Origin of the sequence: Curtobacterium sp. MCLR17_045, from assembly GCF_003234405.1 — a bacterium.
Classification (GTDB): domain Bacteria; phylum Actinomycetota; class Actinomycetes; order Actinomycetales; family Microbacteriaceae; genus Curtobacterium; species Curtobacterium flaccumfaciens.
The window spans coordinates 372544-388514 of record NZ_QKTB01000001.1 but is presented as its reverse complement, the minus strand read 5'-3'; the positions used below and the strand labels follow the sequence as shown (position 1 = coordinate 388514).

The window sequence follows — 15971 nt, the reverse complement described above, 5'->3', positions numbered from 1 at the left end:
CCGGCCGTTCGGGGAGCGCCCGGGTCAGGCGGCGGGGGTGGCCGGTGCGGCGGTCGCTGCGGCGACCGGGGCAGCCGGCACGGCCTCGGTCCGACTGACCCCGACGCCGCGGATCAGCCCGGCCTTGCCGGCGACCACGTAGAGCACGAAGGCGATGACCACGGAGTTGATCGACGGGATGCCGACGGCGACGAAGTACCCGATGAGCGAGGCGACCGCCCAGATGACCAGGGTGGCCGGCACCCAGGTGGGCGAGGTCGCCGGGATGTTCTCGGCGTCGCTCAGCTCGCGGCGCCAGCGCTTCACGACGAAGTACTCCGCCACCATGATCCCGGCGATGGGCGGGAAGACGACCCCGAGCACGGACAGGAACGGTGTCAGGGCCCCGAGGAACCCGACCGCGGCGAGCACCGAGCCGACGACGCCCATCACGAGCGTCACGAGCCCGCGGTTCACCTGCTTGCCGAACACCGCGTCGATGAAGTTCGTGACGCCGAGGCTCGAGCTGTAGATGTTCCAGTCGTTGATCTTGAAGGTGCCGAGCAGGATCACGAGGATGCCGACCCAGCCGACGCTCGACGTGATCACGCGGGTGATGTCCGCGGAGCCGACGGCGTGTGCGAGCAGGACACCGGCCAGGCCGATGACGTACTCGCCGAGCGTCACGCCGAGCAGCGTCTGCTTCACGACGTCGCCGACCGAGCGGTTGAAGCGCGTCATGTCCGGCGTGATCACCGCACCGACGATGAACCCACCCGCCACCAGGGTGGTGCCGGCGACGAAGCTCAGCTCCGGACCGGCCGGGGCACGCGCGGCGAGCTCGGCGATCGAGTGGCGGCTCAGCTCGACGATGACCGCCCAGCCGACGAGCACCAGGAACAGCGGCACGGTCACGTTCGCCAGCCACTGCATCGAGTGGAACCCGCGCAGCACGATCGCGGTGACGAGCAGCCCGAACACGAGCGACCACGCCCAGGCGGGCAGGATCGGCAGGATCGAGACGAGGCCGGCCGCCGAGACGCCCGACTGGATGCCGAACCAGCCGATCAGGCTCAGCCCGATCGCCAGCCCGACCAGCGCCGAGCCGGCCTTGCCGAACCCGGTCCAGCGGGCGATGACCGAGGTGTTCAGGCCCTCCTTGACGCCGATGACGCCGACGAGGACCGAGACGATCTCCAGGATCACGGCGCCGAGGGTGATCGCCCAGAAGGCGTCCCAGAAGCTCATGCCGAAGCCGAGCGTCGCACCGAGCAGGAACTGGGACAGGGCCGAGATCTGCCCGAAGCGCTGCACGGCGACCTGGAACCAGCCGTAGCGCGCGGACATCGGGACTCGACTGAGCGAGTAGTCGTCGACGGCGACCGACTCGGAACGGGGGGTTCGTGGTGCTGACACTGCTGTCTCGCTGGCCATCGTGGCTCCTCGGGGAGGGGTGTCGGCGTGGGCCGATCGGGGTGTCAGCCACGGTAGGACGGCTTCGGATTGCGGTACATGTGCAGAACGTCGTTACGGGCATGTGAATCCGTGCACGATGCACGGACCGCGCGCCCGGTCCGGCCGACGACACCATGCCGGTTAGGCTTCCGGGGTGCGTCTCGTCATCGCCCGGTGCTCCGTCGACTACGCGGGCCGGCTCTCAGCCCACCTGCCGCTCGCGACCCGCCTGCTCATGCTCAAGGCGGACGGCTCCCTGCTCGTGCACTCCGACGGCGGCAGCTACAAGCCGCTGAACTGGATGAGTCCGCCGTGCTCGATCGAGATCACCGAGCCGGACGAGGAGCAGTCGGTCGCCGGCATCACGCAGGTGTGGACGGTGACGCAGAAGAAGACGCAGGACAAGCTCATCGTCTCCCTGTACGAGGTGGTGTCCGACGAGACCCACGACCTGGGCGTCGACCCGGGCCTGGTGAAGGACGGGGTCGAGGCGCACCTGCAGCAGCTCCTGGCCGAGCAGATCGAGCTCCTCGGTGACGGCCACACCCTTGTCCGCCGCGAGTACATGACGGCGATCGGGCCGGTCGACATCCTGGCCCGTGACGACGCAGGGGCGAGCGTCGCGGTCGAGATGAAGCGCAACGCCAACATCGACGCGGTCGAGCAGCTCACCCGGTACCTCGAGCTCATGAACCGCGACCCGCACCTGCGTCCGGTGCAGGGCGTACTGGCGGCGCAGACCGTGGCACCGCAGGCACGCACCCTCGCCGAGGACCGCGGCATCCGCGTCCTCGTGCTCGACTACGACGCGATGCGCGGCATCGAGGGCGGGCACACCCGCCTGTTCTGACCCGCGTCGGGCCGTCCGGCCTGGAGGCACGGCGCACCCCCGCCCCGCCGCCGACGGATCCCGGATGGTCGCCGCCACGGCCCGGCTAGGGTGGGCAGGACATGACCAGCCCGTTCTCCGCCATCCTGTTCGACCTCGACGGCACCATCAGCGACTCCGCGCCGGGCATCCTCGAGAGCCTGACGCACACCTTCCGCACCGTCGGCGTCCCGGTGCCGGACCGCGACACCCTGATGTCGTTCGTGGGCCCGCCGATCATGGACACGTTCCGGATCGCGATGGGCATGGACGACGAACTGGCCGACCGCACGCTCGCCGTCTACCGCGAGCACTACTTCTCGCACGGGGCGCTCGACTCCGAGATGTTCCCGGACATCGACGTCGTGCTGCGCACCCTGCACCAGGCGGGGCTGCCGATCTCGATGGCGACGAGCAAGCCGGAGACCCCGGCGACCTACATCCTCGAGCACTACGGCCTCACCGGGGACATCGACATCATCACCGGTGCGAGCGACGACGAGGTGCGGTCGAGCAAGGCCGACGTCGTCGAAGAGGCCCTGCGACGCCTCGAGGCCCACGGCTTCGACACCAGCCGCCCGGTGCTGATCGGCGACCGGAAGCACGACGTCGAGGGGGCGACCGTGCACGGCGTCCCGGTCGTCTTCGCCGAGTGGGGTTACGGCTCCCCCGACGAGGCCGAGGGCACCATCGCCCGCGCCGCCACCCCGCTCGACCTGCTGCCGATCCTGCTGCCGTCCGCGACGCCGTCCGCATGAACGACGTTGCACGCCGGGGTCTCCGCGGCGCCGCCTGGCTGCTGCCGGCGGCCATCGTCCTGATCGCCCTGAACTTCCGCGGCCCGATCGTCGCGACCGCCCCGGTCATCGGGGACGTCCGCGCCGACCTCGGCCTGACCGCGACGATCGCCGGGCTGCTGACGACGATCCCGGTGCTGTGCTTCGCCCTCGCGACGCCGTTCGCCAGCTGGGTCATCGCGAAGGCCGACCCCGAGCGCGCGGTCTCGCTGTCGCTCGTCATCGTGCTCGCGGGCACCGTCGTGCGCTCGATGCCCTCGTCGGCGGCGCTGCTGATCGGCACCGCGGTCATCGGCATCGGCATCACGATCGGCAACGTGGTGATCCCGGTGGTCATCCGGCGGGACACCTCGCCGGAACGTGTCGGCCTGGTCACCGGCGTCTACACGTCGGCGCTCAACGTCGGGTCGATGATCACGTCGCTCGGCACCGCTCCCCTGGCCGCCCTGTGGGGGTGGCCGGTCGCCATCGCGATCTGGGCGGTCTTCGCACTCATCGCCGCCGCGGCCTGGACCTACACGGTCGGTGCTCGCGCCGCCTGGCGACGCCCGCTGCCCTCCGAGCAGGACGAACCACTGCCCGTCACCGGCCCGATCGACCAGGTGCTCGACACCGGGGCGATCCGGACCGCCCGCGCCGCCGAGGCCGCACGGGTCGCCGTCGCCGAGCCGATCCGGCCGGCACGACGGCTCATCACCTGGGGCCTGACACTCGCCTTCGGTGGTCAGGCGTTCTCGTACTACGCCCTCACCGCGTGGATCCCGACGCTGCTGCACGACGAGATCGGGTTCTCGAAGGCGTCGTCGGGCGCGAGCTCGTCGGTGTTCCAGATCCTGGCCGTCGTCGGGGCACTCGGTGTCCCGCTGCTCGCGACCCGGTGGCGTCCGGCGGCGATCATCGCCCTGGTCGGCACCCTGTGGCTGGCGATGCCGCTCGGGCTGCTGTTCGCCCCGCAGCTCTGGTTGCTGTGGTCGGTGCTCGGCGGTGCAGCCCAGGGTGGTGGCATCACCGTGATCTTCATCGTCATCGTGCGGATCGTCTCGAGCGACGCCGACGCCCGCCGGATGTCCGCGTTCGTGCAGGGCGGCGGGTACCTGCTCGGGTCGGCCGGGCCGCTCGTCGCCGGTGCCCTGCACGGTGCGACGGGGAACTGGACGGCACCGTTGCTCGTCGTGCTCGTCGCAGTGCTCACCCTCGGTGTCGTCGGGACGTTCGCCGCGCGACGGGTGTCCTGACCCCGAACCCGGACGCCGGCTGAGACCCCGCTCCGGCTCGACCCCCGAGGCGCTGACCGACGGGGGCCGCACCCGCACGACCCCTCAGCGCGCGGACCGGCTTCGGGGCCAGCTGGCGGCACGGTCCCGGCCGGTCGTCATCCCGGACGGCCAAGGTCCGGAGAGTGGACATCCGACGACCCGCCCGGTGGCGGGACCAGCCGCTCGCAGCACGGCTCACCCTGCTCGTGATCGCGGTCGGCACGACCGTGCTGCTCGCCTGGAACCTGGGCCGTGGCGGGGACTTCAGCTTCTACCAGGCGTCGGCGCGGTCGATGTCCGAGTCGTGGCCGGCGCTGTTCTCGGGCGCGTTCGACCCCTCCGCGACGGTGACGCTCGACAAGCTCAGCGGCTTCGCCGTCCCGCAGGCGCTGAGCCTCCGGCTGTTCGGGCACTCCACCGCCGCACTCGCGTTCCCCCAGGTCGTCGAGGGGCTCGTCACCCTGTGGGCCTGCTCCCTGGTCGGACTCCGCTGGGCCGGCGTCGGGACGGGCCTCGTCGCTGCCGCAGCAGCCGGGTCGACGCCGGTCTTCGTGTCGATGTTCGCGCACCCGATGGAGGACGGCATGGTCACCGCCGCGCTGGCCGTCGCCCTGCTGTGCTGGCAGCACGCGGCACTGACCGGGCGCTGGTGGCCGCTCGTCACCGCGGGCCTGGCGGTCGGCGTCGGGTTCCAGGCGAAGATGGTGCAGGCCTGGTTCGTGCTGCCGGCACTGCTGCTCGGCACCCTGCTGGCCTCGGCCCGGCACGACGACGGCTCCTTCCGCTTCGGCACCCGGGTGGTCCGCGCCGGGGTGCTCGGGATCGTCGCAGTCCTGGCGTCGGTGTCGTGGGTGACCGCGCTGGCACTCACCCCGTCGGGTTCGCGGCCGTGGGCGGACGGCTCCACCGACGACAGTCCGCTCGCGATGGTGTTCGGGTACAACGGCATCGACCGGTTCCTGCCCGGCGCGGTGCCCGGGTCCGTCCGGTCGTTCACGGTGCCGTTCGGTCCGCACACCTGGCGCGGTGGTCCGGCCGGGTTCGGCAAGCTGCTCGGACCGCACCTGGCGTCACAGGTGGCCTGGCTCCTGCCCGCGGCGGTGTTCGGCGTGGTGGTCGCGGCCGTGGTGCTCGTCCGCCGCCGTGCGGAGCGGCCCGGTGCCCTCGGCTCCCCGTTCGGGCACGCGTTCGACACCCGCGCCGGATCCGCCACCCTGGCCGTCCTGGTGGTCTGGCTCGGCACCGCGGCGGCCGTGCTCTCGGTGGCCGCCGTGCCGCACACCGCCTACGTCGCCGCGATCGGCGTGCAGCTCGCCCTGCTCGCAGCCCTCGGGTGGCGCGGTGCGGTCGGGCTCGTCCGGGCGCAGTCTCGAGGGCTCCGGGCTCTCCCGGTCGTCCTCGCCGCGGCGCAGCTCGGCTGGGTGGTGTTCCTCGCCCGGGGCACCGCGATGCCGAGCGTGCTCGCCGCGCCCGCGATCACCGTCTCGGCGGTCGCCGTCGTCGCGACGCTGGTGGCGGTGTGGTGGCGACCCCGCTGGGAGGCGACGCGCGGACCGGACCGGCACCGGGCCTCCCGGACGGCCATCGCGCTGGCAGCCGGGCTCGCGCTCGTCGCCGGACCCGCCGCGTTCTCACTGCAGGCCCTCGACGCGACCCGCGACGGCAGCGGCGTCGACGCGTCGGTCGGGCCGTGGCCCGCGCGCTGGCCGATCCCGGTCGGCAGCCCGGACGTCTTCCACGTGTCGCGCCCGGACCCGTGGGGCGGATCGACGCCCTACCCGCGTGCCCTCAGCCGACTCGTCGCGACCGCGCGACGCCTGGAGGGGTACCGGCACGACGAACCGCTCTTCATGACGGACACGTGGCACATCTCCGCACCCGTCATCGACGCGACCGGACTCCCCGTGCTGACGGACGGCGGGTTCTCGGGCACCGTGCCCGTCTTCACGACGCACCAGATCCGCCGGAGGATCGCCGACGGCCTGCGCGTCCTCGTCGTCGAGGCCCACGCGCCCCGCACCGACCCGGTCCTGCGCGCCGCACTGGCCGGGGGCTGCCGAGCACTCACCAGCGGCACCCGGCACGCACGCCTGCCGATGCAGCCGCGCCGGGCGGACGGCATCGCCTGGACCGTGTGGCACTGCGGGCTGCCCGGCCCGTCGATCGGACCCGGTGCGCTCCGCCACCACGGGTCAGCTCGCGGCGAGCACCTCGCGCAGGGACATCGGCGGACGCCCGGTGATGCGTTCGACGTCGCCGGACACGCGCGCGAGCGCCCCCTCGGCGATGGCCGTGTAGGTGCTCACCCAGGCGTCGGCCTGCCACGGCTCCGGGTTCCACTGCGCACGTGATGCGTACGCCTCGTCGAGGGTCTCCGGGTGGTAGCTGACCGTGCGGCCGCGGACCTCGGACACGATCGCCGCCGCCTGGGCCAGGGTGATCGCCTCGGGGCCGGTCAGCTCGTACGTCTGGTCGCGGTGGGCGTCCGGGTCGTGCAGCACCGCGGTCGCGACGCGGGCGACGTCGGCACGGGCCACCGCGGCCATGGCGCCGTCGCCGGCCGGGCCGCGGATCACGCCGTCCTCGCCGACCAGGTCCTCGACGAAGTCCAGGTAGAAGCTGTCGCGCAGGAACGTGAACGCCATCCCGCTCTCGCGGATCGCCTGCTCCGTCGCCCAGTGGTCGCGGCCGAGCGTGAAGGTCGCGTCGGGAGCCGAGCCGAGGAACGACGTGTAGACGACGTGCCGCACGCCCGCTTCGGCCGCCGCGGCGACGAACGCCCGGTGCTGGTCGAGGCGGTCCTGGGCTTCGGCCGCCGAGACCATGAGCAGCACCTCGACGCCCTGCAGGGCGGTCCGGCTCGCGTCGGCGTCGGCGAAGGTCGCGACGGCGACCTCGGTGCCCGGAAGTTCCGGCGCACGGGAGGCGTCGCGCACGAGCATCCGGAACGGCACGGCGTCCGCGGCGAGCGCCGCGCTCACGGCGCCCCCGATGTTGCCGGTCGCTCCGGTGATGGCGATGGTCATGGTCGCTCCTCGTGTCGGTGTCGCGTCGTGGTGGTCGGGGTCGTCGTGGTCACGTCAAGATCGTCCTGGAGGCACGGATCACCGTGGGCGCGACCCTCGCGGCGTTCACGCCGTCCACCTCCACCGCCCACGCGCGGGCGGCGTCGTGGTCGCGGCCGTGCCGCATGTGCCGTCCGACCAGGCGGTCGAGCCGCACGTCGTCGGCGACGGCGCAGAACCAGGTCTCGGTGAAGAGCGTCGGCAGCGTCGACCACGGTGCGGTGTCGTCGAGCAGGTAGTTGCCCTCGGACACCACGAGTCGGGCTGCGCGGGGCACCGCGATGCTGCCGGCCACGGGTTCGTCCACGCGACGGTCGAAGTCCGGCGCCCACACCACGTCCTCGTCGGCGGCGACGAGTCGGCGGACGAGCGCGACGTAGCCGTCGGCGTCGAAGGTGTCCGCCGCGCCCTTGCGGTCGTGCCGGCCGAGGGCGGCGAGCGCCGCGTTCGACAGGTGGAAGCCGTCCATCGGGACCTGCACAGCGGTGCCTGCACCCAGGCGGTCGTCGACGGCGGTGACGATGCGACGGGCGAGCGTGGACTTGCCGGCACCCGGTGCTCCGGCGATCCCGAGCACCGTGCGCTCGCTCGAACGGGCCAGTTCGACGGCGCGCTCGACGGCCTGGTCGACGGTCGTGCCGGAGTCGCTCACGGCTTCATCCTCGCAGAGCGCACCGACGCCGGGCCGCGGTGGTTCACTTGCCGCATGGTCGATGCGACGAAGGCGTTCAGCGGGTTCTCGGTGCGCGACGTGCCCGAGGCGAAGGCGTTCTACGAGGACGTCCTGGGGGTCGAGGTCACCGAGGACCACGGCATGCTCTTCCTGCAGCTCGGCGGTGGACACCAGGTGCTCGTCTACCCGAAGGGCCCGGGTCACGAACCGGCGGCCTTCACAGTGCTGAACTTCCCGGTGCCGGACATCGACGCCGCGGTCGACGAGCTCACCGCGAAGGGCGTCGTGTTCCTGCAGTACGAGGGGATGACCGACGACCGGGGTGTGAACCGGAAGGGCGGGCCGCTCATCGCCTGGTTCACCGACCCGTCGGGCAACGTCCTCAGCGTCATCGAGGAGTGAACATGTTGTATTCCGAAAGCTCGCGTCGGCGCTGCTGATCGTCCTACCGTCCTCTCACCGACGAGAGGACGGCCATGACGAAGGTGCTGGGACGGCATTGGACCCGCGAGGGGCTCCTCGCCGAGCGCGAACGCGTCCGCGCAGAGTGGAACCTGGACGAGCGGGAGTTCGCCCCGACCGAGCAGTGGCGCGACCTGTTCATCGACGAGTACCTCGCACAGGACTGGCTGGACAGCATCTCGTTCCTGCTCGGTGAGCGATGACTGAGGTGTCCGATGGAGCCGGCCAGCATCACGCAGCCGTCGCCCAAGAGCTCCTGGACTCTTCCCTGCCCGGGCACGGGGTGCAGATCGACTACGAGCTGGATGTCCCCGATGGAACGATCGTCGTGCAGCCTGCCGCTGCGTCAGGAACGACTCCACCGGTCCGGCTGAACATCGGCGGCGTTCACACCGCCAATGTCACACTGTCGATGCGGTACCGATGGAAGAGTCATCTCGAGGTCCTCGAGCTGAACGAGAGCCGGTTCACCCTCTTCCTGGTCGACGAACGACAGCCACTGGTCCGCTTCGAGTTCCAGGAAGCGTTGACCGCGACTCCGCAGTCGCACTGGCACCTGCACGCCGAGCGCGGCGCGTTCAGTTCGCTGCTGGCCAGAGCCCGCGACCACGGTTCCGGGCAGCGTGATGCGGCGCGGTTGTCGTCCTTGCACTTCCCGCTCGGCGGCCCGCACTTCCGGCCGAGCCTCGCCGACGTGGTCGAGTTCGTCATCGTCGAGTGCGGCGTGGACGCGTTGCCGACGTGGCGGGAGGCCGTGCACGGGTTCCGGAATCGTTGGCGCCGCGAAGAAGCCGAGGCAACCGCTCGGCAGTTCCCGGCAGAGACCGCGCAGTCGCTCCGCAACCTCGGGTGGGGTGTCCAGCCCCCGGAACCCACCGCGGTCCCACCGCAGTTCGCGGTGCTGCACGCGGGTTGACGCGGTCAGCGGGACAGGGCGCCCGCCCAGCCGAGGGCGATCGGCACGAGCAGGCCGTGGCGGTGGTGCGGGAGCTCGGCGACGGGGATCCACCGCGACTCGTCGGTCGAGCCGTCGAGCTCGTGCCGCAGGGTTCCCCCGGTGATCGTCGCCCGGAACACCACCTGCACGGCCTTCATCGGGCGACCGTTGGCGTGGATGCGGCGCTCCGCGGGGACGATGTGGTGCCGGACCCCGAGCAGGGCACCGGCCTGGGCCTCGTACCCGGTCTCCTCGCGGATCTCGCGCATGACGGCCTGCTCGACGGTCTCGTCGAACTCGACCCCGCCGCCCGGCAACGTCCACGTGCCCGCGTCGGGGTGACGCAGCTTCGCCAGGAGCACGCGGTCACCGTCCGTGATCACGCCGTAGGCGGCGAGCCGGGTGTCGTAGTCCGTGTACTCCATGGGCCGACCATGCCAGGTGGGTGCACCGACGTCTGCCAGCCGCGCCGGGCCTCCAGGCCGTGGACCGGGGTGGTGCGGACGCTCCACCAGCCCGCCACCGGTCACGACCCCCCGCGGCCCGCACGCCGAGCGGTCACAGACCGTCGGCCCCGCCGCCCGCAAACGACGGAACGTGACCACGCGACGCAGCACGTGCGGTGTGTCGCGACCACTCCCCGGGCCGGCAGGCGCGAGTCGCCGCCGCCATGGGCCTACCGGCCGTCCGGCGTGCTGCCGGGACGTCCACGCCGGGCGGCCGGCGCGCGGTCAGGACACCCCGATGGCTGCCCGCCGAGCGGTCACGAACCGTTGCTTGCGGCACCGCCAGACGCCGGAACGTGACCACGCGACGCTGCACGCGCGGGGAGTCATGACCGCTCGCCGCGCGAGGCCCCGGACCCGGGTTGGTGCCTACCGGCCGTCCGACGTGGTCGCCCGACCCGGATCAGGCGTCGACGCGTGCCGCTGCCCAGCCCACGCGCATCCGGGCGACCGCCCGGTCGAAGGCGCTGAGCGGCTCCCCGTCGTCACGGATCACGGACTGCAGCTGGAGTCCCTCGTACAGGGCCATGAGCTGCTCGGCCGCGTGCCGGGGCGAGGCGCCACGGGACTCCCGGCCGGCGACGACGTCACGGACCAGGGCGAGGGTGACGTCCTCGAACGCCCGCGTGTACTGCGTGCGGAACCACCCGGCGGCGGGGTGGTCGGGGTTCGAGGCGGCGCTGAGCACGGCGACCCGGAGGCGCACGAGGGCCGGATCCTCCACGCCCGCCGCGAGCCGGGCACGCAGGTAGGCGACCGTGCCGTCCCGCTCCGCGATCGGCCAGAGCTCGAGTCGGCTGCCGTTGTTCCACTTGTCCATGACCGCGACCACCAGGAGTTCCCACATCGGGTACGCCCGGTGGAACTCGTCGGCCGTGACCCCGGCGTGCTCGGCGACCTCGTCGGGCCCGACACGGTGGAAGTCCCCGGCTCGGTAGGCACTGATCGCCCCGGCGACGATGCGTGCGCGGAGGTCGACATCGGTCGTGGGCATGCTGACGATTGTGCGGGGCCGGTCAGCGGCACGCGACCGCCAGTTCAGGGGGCGCGGCCACCGTCCTCGGCTCCCGGTCAGCCGCGGTCGAACGTCAGCGTCTCGTCGTCGGGCGCCCGGACCTCGCCGGTGCGGGCGAAGTCGGCCCATATCGCCCGGAAGGCCCGGCCGCGGCGCTCGACCTCGGGCCAGTCGCGTTCGGGGACGAACCGGGTGCCGGCCCAGGCCTCGCGGCCGCCGAGCAGCAGCGGCAGGTCGCTCATGTGCACGGCTCCGGTCGGGGTGCTCGTGACACCGCGGTGCAGTCGGTACGAGGTCGCGCGGCCGCCTGCGCGTCGGTGCCGTTCGGTGAACCGTCGGGCGTCGCGCCCGTAGATGACGTCGGACAGCGGACGGACGACCCACCACCGCAGGGCCGACCGCAGCACCCGTGACCGGGTGACCCGACGCAGGCCCGGCACGAGCGGCACGTACATGCCGGCCTCGTCCGAACCGGACCCGATCAGCACGTCGACGTCGGGGGCGACCCGGCTCCACGCGGCGTCGAGGTCACGCTCGGCGGGCAGCGGCGCGAACCCGTACTGGGTGCCGAAGGGCATGCCGGCGGCGAGTCCGTACGGCGCGGCGGCCCGGGTGCCGAGCGCCTGACGGTCGAGCAGGTCCTCGAGCGGGGTGTCGGCGTGCACGGTGCCGACCGCCCGGACCATCGCGCGGTTCATCCGTGCCCGACGGCGGGACAGCCCGAGCGGAGCGCTCTGGATGATCGCGCGGCGGAAGAGCCCTTCGGCGCCGGCGCTGATCATCAGGTGCGCGGCCGCGTCCCCGCCGGCCGACTGCCCGAAGACGGTGACCAGGTCGGGGTCGCCGCCGAACGAAGCGATGTTCGCGCGCACCCAGCGCAGCGACTCGACCAGGTCGAGGAGCCCGAGGTTCGCCGGGATCGTCTCGCCGTCACCGAGGAATCCGAGCACGCCGAGCCGGAACGTGACCGACACCACGATCACGCGCTGCTCGGTCACCAGGTCGCGGGCGTCGTAGATCGGCAGGTCGCCGCCGCCGATGACGTACGAGCCACCGTGGATCCAGACCATCACGGGCAGCTGCTCGCCTGGACGGACGTCGGCGGGCAGCGTGATCGAGAGCCGCTGGCAGTGCTCGTCGACCTCGATGCCCTGGATCGGGTTGAGCAGCAGGTCGACGAACTCCTCGTGCGGCTGCGGTGCGACCGGCGACGGGGTCGACGCGTGCAGCTCGCCATCGAACGGTGGCATCGGCTGCGGCGGGGCGAACCGTTCGGCCTGCGCGTACGGGATCCCGAGCGCCCGCACCACGTCGCCGTCGACCGCCCCGACGATGCGGCCTGCGGGGGTGTCGAACGGGGCTGGGGCGGCGGCGAGCATGTGGTTCACGCTATCGGGGCCGGCTGACGCAACCAGGCAGACGGACGGGAGGCCCGTGGCGGCGTCGCCACGGGCCTCCCGTCCCTCTTCTGGTCGCGTTGCGCGACGGGCGCTACCGCACCCGCTTGATGGGGATCACGACGAGTGCGCCGATGATGGCGATCGCGCCGGCTGCCCAGCACATGAGCGTGTAGTTGTCGGCGGCGTCACCGGACCCGATCTTCAGGAAGAACAGGGCGACGGCCGGGGCGAGCGACTGCGGCAGCGCGTTGGCGATGTTGATGACCCCGAGGTCCTTGCCGGGGCGGTCGGCGTTCGGCAGCACGTCGACGACGAGTGCGGTGTCGATCGCGGAGTAGATGCCGTACGCGAAGCCCATGATGACCTCGGCGACGTAGAAGCCGTTGACCGTGTCGGCGTGCGCCAGCACGATGAGTCCGACGGCGAACATCGCCGTGGAGCCACCGACGAACACCTTGCGGCGACCGAGCTTGTCCGAGGCCCAGCCGGACAGCGCCGCACTGACCAGCAGCGCGATCGTGTAGAGCAGCACACCGAAGGCGACGGCGGCCGTCGCCTCCTTCGCGCTCTCGATGCCGAGGTGCTGCTCCATGTAGAGCAGGCGGTACGTCGTGAACATGAAGGTCGCGAAGATGATGAGGAAGCGCGACCACCACGCGAACGCGAAGTCCGGGTTCTTGACCGGGTTCGTCCAGAACGAAGCGATGAGGTTCAGGAACGTGAACTTCTTGAGCTTGTACGTGGGCAGGTCGTCCCGCGCGACGACGGCGTACACGGCGACCAGGATGATCGCCAGGATGCCGGGCGCGATGAACAGCACGGGCAGGTTCGCGACGAAGAAGACCGACAGGTAGGTGCCGGCGAGCACGGCGATGTTCTGCGCGAGCGCGATGATGCTCGAGGACCGGCCGCGCTGCAGCTGCGGCACGTTGTCGGCGAAGCTCGCGAGCAGGGTGGCGAGGGTGGCGTTCGCGGCGAGCTGGGCGAGCAGCCAGGCCAGCGTCAGGTTGAGGACGTCCGGCGAGTAGGCGATCCAGGCGAGGGCGATCGCGAAGACCACGACGCCGCTGAGCAGCCAGGGGCGACGACGGCCCCAGCGCGTGCGGGTGCGGTCGGACAGGGCACCCGCGAGGGGGTTCATGATGAGCGCACCGAACGCGCCGATCGGCAGCACCGAGCCGATGACGTTCGCAGCGTCGTCGCCGACCAGGGCCTGCGCCTTGAGCTGCATGCTCACGTAGACGGGCGCCATGAGCGCGACGAAGAGGCCGAACTGCCCGAGGAACAGGGCGATCTGGTAGCCGATGCCCACCTTCACCGTGCTGACGGGCTGGGTGATGCCCTCTTCCGGGTTGAGCAGTGCCGGGCTGCCGGGTTCGGGTGTGCTCATGACGCCTCCTTGAGTCGATGAAAACCTTGCCTGACAAGGTTTTTCCGACGCGAGCATACATCGACACGTGTTGTCCGCAACACCGGGGTCGTCACACGGGGCAGCAAAAACTACACACCGGGTGGTTTTTGGGGTAGCGTCGTCATCGATCTCGCCGCGGAGCATCGCTCCTCGACGGGCCGCGACACCCAGACAGGATCGAAGGAGCCTCTGCAATGCCCACCACTTCTGTGCAGCTGTACTCGCTGCGCGACGCCATCGCCGAAGACCTCGACAAGGCCATCGCCCGTGTCGCCGAGATCGGGTACGAGAACGTCGAGCCCTACGCGTTCGTCGAGCGCGCCACCGACCTCGAGCGTGCGTTCGCGGCCACCGGCCTCAAGGCTCCGTCCGGCCACGTCGCCGTGATCGACGCCGAGGACACCGCCCCGATCTGGGACGCCGCCGAGCGCCTCGGCATCCGCACCGTCATCGACCCGTTCATCCCGACCGACCGCTGGCAGACCGCCGACGACGTCGCGAAGATCGCCGAGCGCGTCAACGAGCTGACCGCCGAGGCCGCCGGCCGTGGCCTGCAGTTCGGGTACCACAACCACCAGTGGGAGTTCACGAACAAGGTCGACGGCCGCACCGTCTACGACCTCTTCGTGTCGCAGCTGTCGCCGGAGACCGTCCTCGAGGTCGACACCTTCTGGGCGACCGTCGGTGGCGCCGACGCCCCCGCCGTGCTCAAGGGCCTGGGCGACCGTGTCGTCGCGATCCACGTCAAGGACGGCAAGGTCGACGGTGACATCCGCACCGCGCTGCCCTCGTCCGAGAGCGCCCTCATCGTGCCCGAGGCACTGCAGCGCGCCTTCGAGAACCAGACGCCGGCCGGTCAAGGCGACGTCGACGTGACCGCCATCCTCGCCGCCGCACCGCAGGCGATCCGCGTGGTCGAGTTCGACGCGTACAAGGGCGACGTCTTCGAGGGCATCACCGAGTCCCTCACCTGGCTCAAGGACAACGACAAGTGAGCCGTGTCGGGATCGGCATCATCGGTGCCGGCAACATCTCCACCCAGTACCTCGAGAACCTGACCAAGTTCGCCGACGTCGAGGTCCGCTTCGTCGCCGACGTGCTGCTCGACCGCGCTGCTGCCCAGGCGGCGGAGTACGGCGTCGCCTCGTCGGGATCGGTCGAGGAACTCCTCGCCCGCGACGACATCTCGATCGTGATCAACCTGACGATCCCGGCCGCGCACGCCGAGGTCGACCAGCAGATCATCGACGCCGGCAAGCACGTCTGGAGCGAGAAGCCGATCGCGACCGACCACGCGTCGGCCGCCGCGGTGCTCGAGTCGGCGAAGGCCAAGGGCCTGCGCGTCGCGACCGCTCCGGACACCGTGCTCGGCGCGGGCATCCAGACGGCGCTGCGGGCCATCGCCCGCGGTGACATCGGCGAGCCACTGTCCGCGACGACGCTGTTCCACGTCCCCGGACCCGAGGCGTGGCACCCGAACCCGGACTTCCTGTTCGCCACCGGCGCCGGCCCCCTGTTCGACATGGGCCCGTACTACGTGACGACCCTGGTGCACGCGTTCGGCACCGCCTCGCGCGTGCAGGCGGTGTCCTCGAAGTCGCTCGACCGTCGCACGATCGCGTCCGGCCCCCGCGCCGGCGAGACGTTCCCGGTCGAGGTCCCGACGCACCACGCTGCCCTGATCGAGTTCGCCGGCGGGCAGTCCGCCCAGTCGACGTTCTCGTTCCAGCACGCCCTGCCGCGCATGGGCTTCGTCGAGATCAACGGCACGCTCGGCACGATCTCGCTGCCGGACCCGAACACGTTCGAGGGCTCGTCGCAGCTCTGGCGCTACGGACAGGACGAGCCCGAGACGCTCGAAGCGGTCGGCTCCACCTGGGGCCGTGGCACTGGTGTCGTCGAGCTCGCCCGCGCCATCGCGGAGGACCGCCCCGAGCGTGCCTCCGGCGCCGTCGCGCTGCACGTGCTCGACGTGCTGCTCGGCATCCGTGACGCGGCCGAGTCGGGTTCCGCCGTCGACATCACGTCGACCGTGGACGCGGTCCCGCCGCTGCCCGAGGACTTCGACCCCGCGGCAGCTGTGCTGACCGCGGGCGCGAACGCCTAGGAGCGCCGCGAGCACCACGCGCACCACTTTGTGAGCAGGA

General features: G+C 71.6%; 15 protein-coding genes and 1 pseudogene. 9 read left to right on the top strand and 7 right to left on the bottom strand.

Annotated features, from left to right (window positions below; genetic code table 11):
* Positions 1-24 precede the first annotated feature (24 nt).
* Positions 25-1413: a cytosine permease gene (locus DEJ05_RS01945; protein ID WP_111109583.1), complete on the bottom strand. Its 1389-nt coding sequence runs from the start codon at positions 1411-1413 to the stop codon at positions 25-27.
* A gap of 175 nt (positions 1414-1588) precedes the next feature.
* Between DEJ05_RS01945 and nucS the strand changes: the two genes are divergently transcribed.
* From nucS to DEJ05_RS18270, 4 genes and pseudogenes are all read left to right on the top strand, one after another.
* Positions 1589-2284, top strand: a complete 696-nt coding sequence (gene nucS / locus DEJ05_RS01940; protein ID WP_017887754.1) for an endonuclease NucS — start codon at positions 1589-1591, stop codon at positions 2282-2284.
* A 101-nt stretch (positions 2285-2385) separates the two neighbouring features.
* A complete protein-coding gene (locus DEJ05_RS01935; RefSeq protein WP_111109582.1) occupies positions 2386-3060 on the top strand; it encodes an HAD hydrolase-like protein in 675 nt (224 codons plus the stop codon).
* Positions 3057-4334, top strand: a complete 1278-nt coding sequence (locus tag DEJ05_RS01930; protein ID WP_111109581.1) for a CynX/NimT family MFS transporter — start codon at positions 3057-3059, stop codon at positions 4332-4334. Before DEJ05_RS01935 ends, DEJ05_RS01930 begins: the two co-directional genes overlap by 4 nt.
* 314 nt (positions 4335-4648) lie before the next feature.
* Positions 4649-5194: pseudogene (locus tag DEJ05_RS18270) on the top strand (ArnT family glycosyltransferase); the annotation flags it as partial.
* 1353 nt (positions 5195-6547) lie between these two features.
* Here the strand turns inward: DEJ05_RS18270 and DEJ05_RS01920 are convergent.
* Positions 6548-7381, bottom strand: coding sequence for an SDR family oxidoreductase (locus DEJ05_RS01920; protein ID WP_111109579.1), 834 nt, complete (start codon positions 7379-7381; stop codon positions 6548-6550).
* Between the two features lie 49 nt (positions 7382-7430).
* Positions 7431-8072 carry a nucleoside/nucleotide kinase family protein gene (locus DEJ05_RS01915; RefSeq protein ID WP_111109578.1) on the bottom strand — a complete coding sequence of 214 codons (642 nt, stop codon included), beginning with the start codon at positions 8070-8072 and terminating at the stop codon, positions 7431-7433.
* Positions 8073-8126: 54 nt separating this feature from the next.
* Between DEJ05_RS01915 and DEJ05_RS01910 the strand changes: the two genes are divergently transcribed.
* The 3 genes from DEJ05_RS01910 (at position 8127) to DEJ05_RS01900 (ending at position 9471) form a co-directional block, all read left to right on the top strand.
* Positions 8127-8495 (top strand): VOC family protein, encoded by a 369-nt coding sequence (locus tag DEJ05_RS01910; protein WP_111038647.1) that lies wholly within the window; start codon positions 8127-8129, stop codon positions 8493-8495.
* A 74-nt stretch (positions 8496-8569) separates the two neighbouring features.
* Positions 8570-8758, top strand: a complete 189-nt coding sequence (locus DEJ05_RS01905; protein ID WP_071404442.1) for a hypothetical protein — start codon at positions 8570-8572, stop codon at positions 8756-8758.
* Positions 8759-8967: 209 nt separating this feature from the next.
* Positions 8968-9471, top strand: a complete 504-nt coding sequence (locus DEJ05_RS01900) for a hypothetical protein (protein ID WP_111102861.1) — start codon at positions 8968-8970, stop codon at positions 9469-9471.
* A gap of 5 nt (positions 9472-9476) precedes the next feature.
* Here DEJ05_RS01900 and DEJ05_RS01895 read toward each other — a convergent pair whose 3' ends face one another.
* The 4 genes from DEJ05_RS01895 to DEJ05_RS01880 all read right to left on the bottom strand — a co-directional run bounded on the left by DEJ05_RS01895 (position 9477) and on the right by DEJ05_RS01880 (position 13803).
* Positions 9477-9917: an NUDIX hydrolase gene (locus DEJ05_RS01895; protein WP_111109577.1), complete on the bottom strand. Its 441-nt coding sequence runs from the start codon at positions 9915-9917 to the stop codon at positions 9477-9479.
* A 484-nt stretch (positions 9918-10401) separates the two neighbouring features.
* The gene (locus DEJ05_RS01890; RefSeq protein WP_181440622.1) at positions 10402-10992 is read right to left on the bottom strand and encodes a TetR/AcrR family transcriptional regulator; all 591 of its coding nucleotides are present in this window, start codon (positions 10990-10992) and stop codon (positions 10402-10404) included.
* Positions 10993-11069: 77 nt separating this feature from the next.
* On the bottom strand, positions 11070-12392 hold the full coding sequence (locus tag DEJ05_RS01885) for a carboxylesterase family protein (RefSeq protein WP_111109575.1): 1323 nt from the start codon (positions 12390-12392) through the stop codon (positions 11070-11072).
* Between the two features lie 112 nt (positions 12393-12504).
* On the bottom strand, positions 12505-13803 hold the full coding sequence (locus DEJ05_RS01880) for an MFS transporter (protein ID WP_051597042.1): 1299 nt from the start codon (positions 13801-13803) through the stop codon (positions 12505-12507).
* A 215-nt stretch (positions 13804-14018) separates the two neighbouring features.
* On the opposite strand from DEJ05_RS01880, the gene DEJ05_RS01875 reads away from it, so the two are divergent.
* Together DEJ05_RS01875 and DEJ05_RS01870 are read left to right on the top strand one after the other, a co-directional pair.
* Positions 14019-14819 (top strand): sugar phosphate isomerase/epimerase, encoded by an 801-nt coding sequence (locus DEJ05_RS01875; RefSeq protein ID WP_171907779.1) that lies wholly within the window; start codon positions 14019-14021, stop codon positions 14817-14819.
* Positions 14816-15931, top strand: a complete 1116-nt coding sequence (locus tag DEJ05_RS01870; RefSeq protein ID WP_111038652.1) for a Gfo/Idh/MocA family protein — start codon at positions 14816-14818, stop codon at positions 15929-15931. The genes DEJ05_RS01875 and DEJ05_RS01870 overlap by 4 nt, the downstream gene beginning before the upstream one ends.
* Positions 15932-15971: the final 40 nt, after the last annotated feature.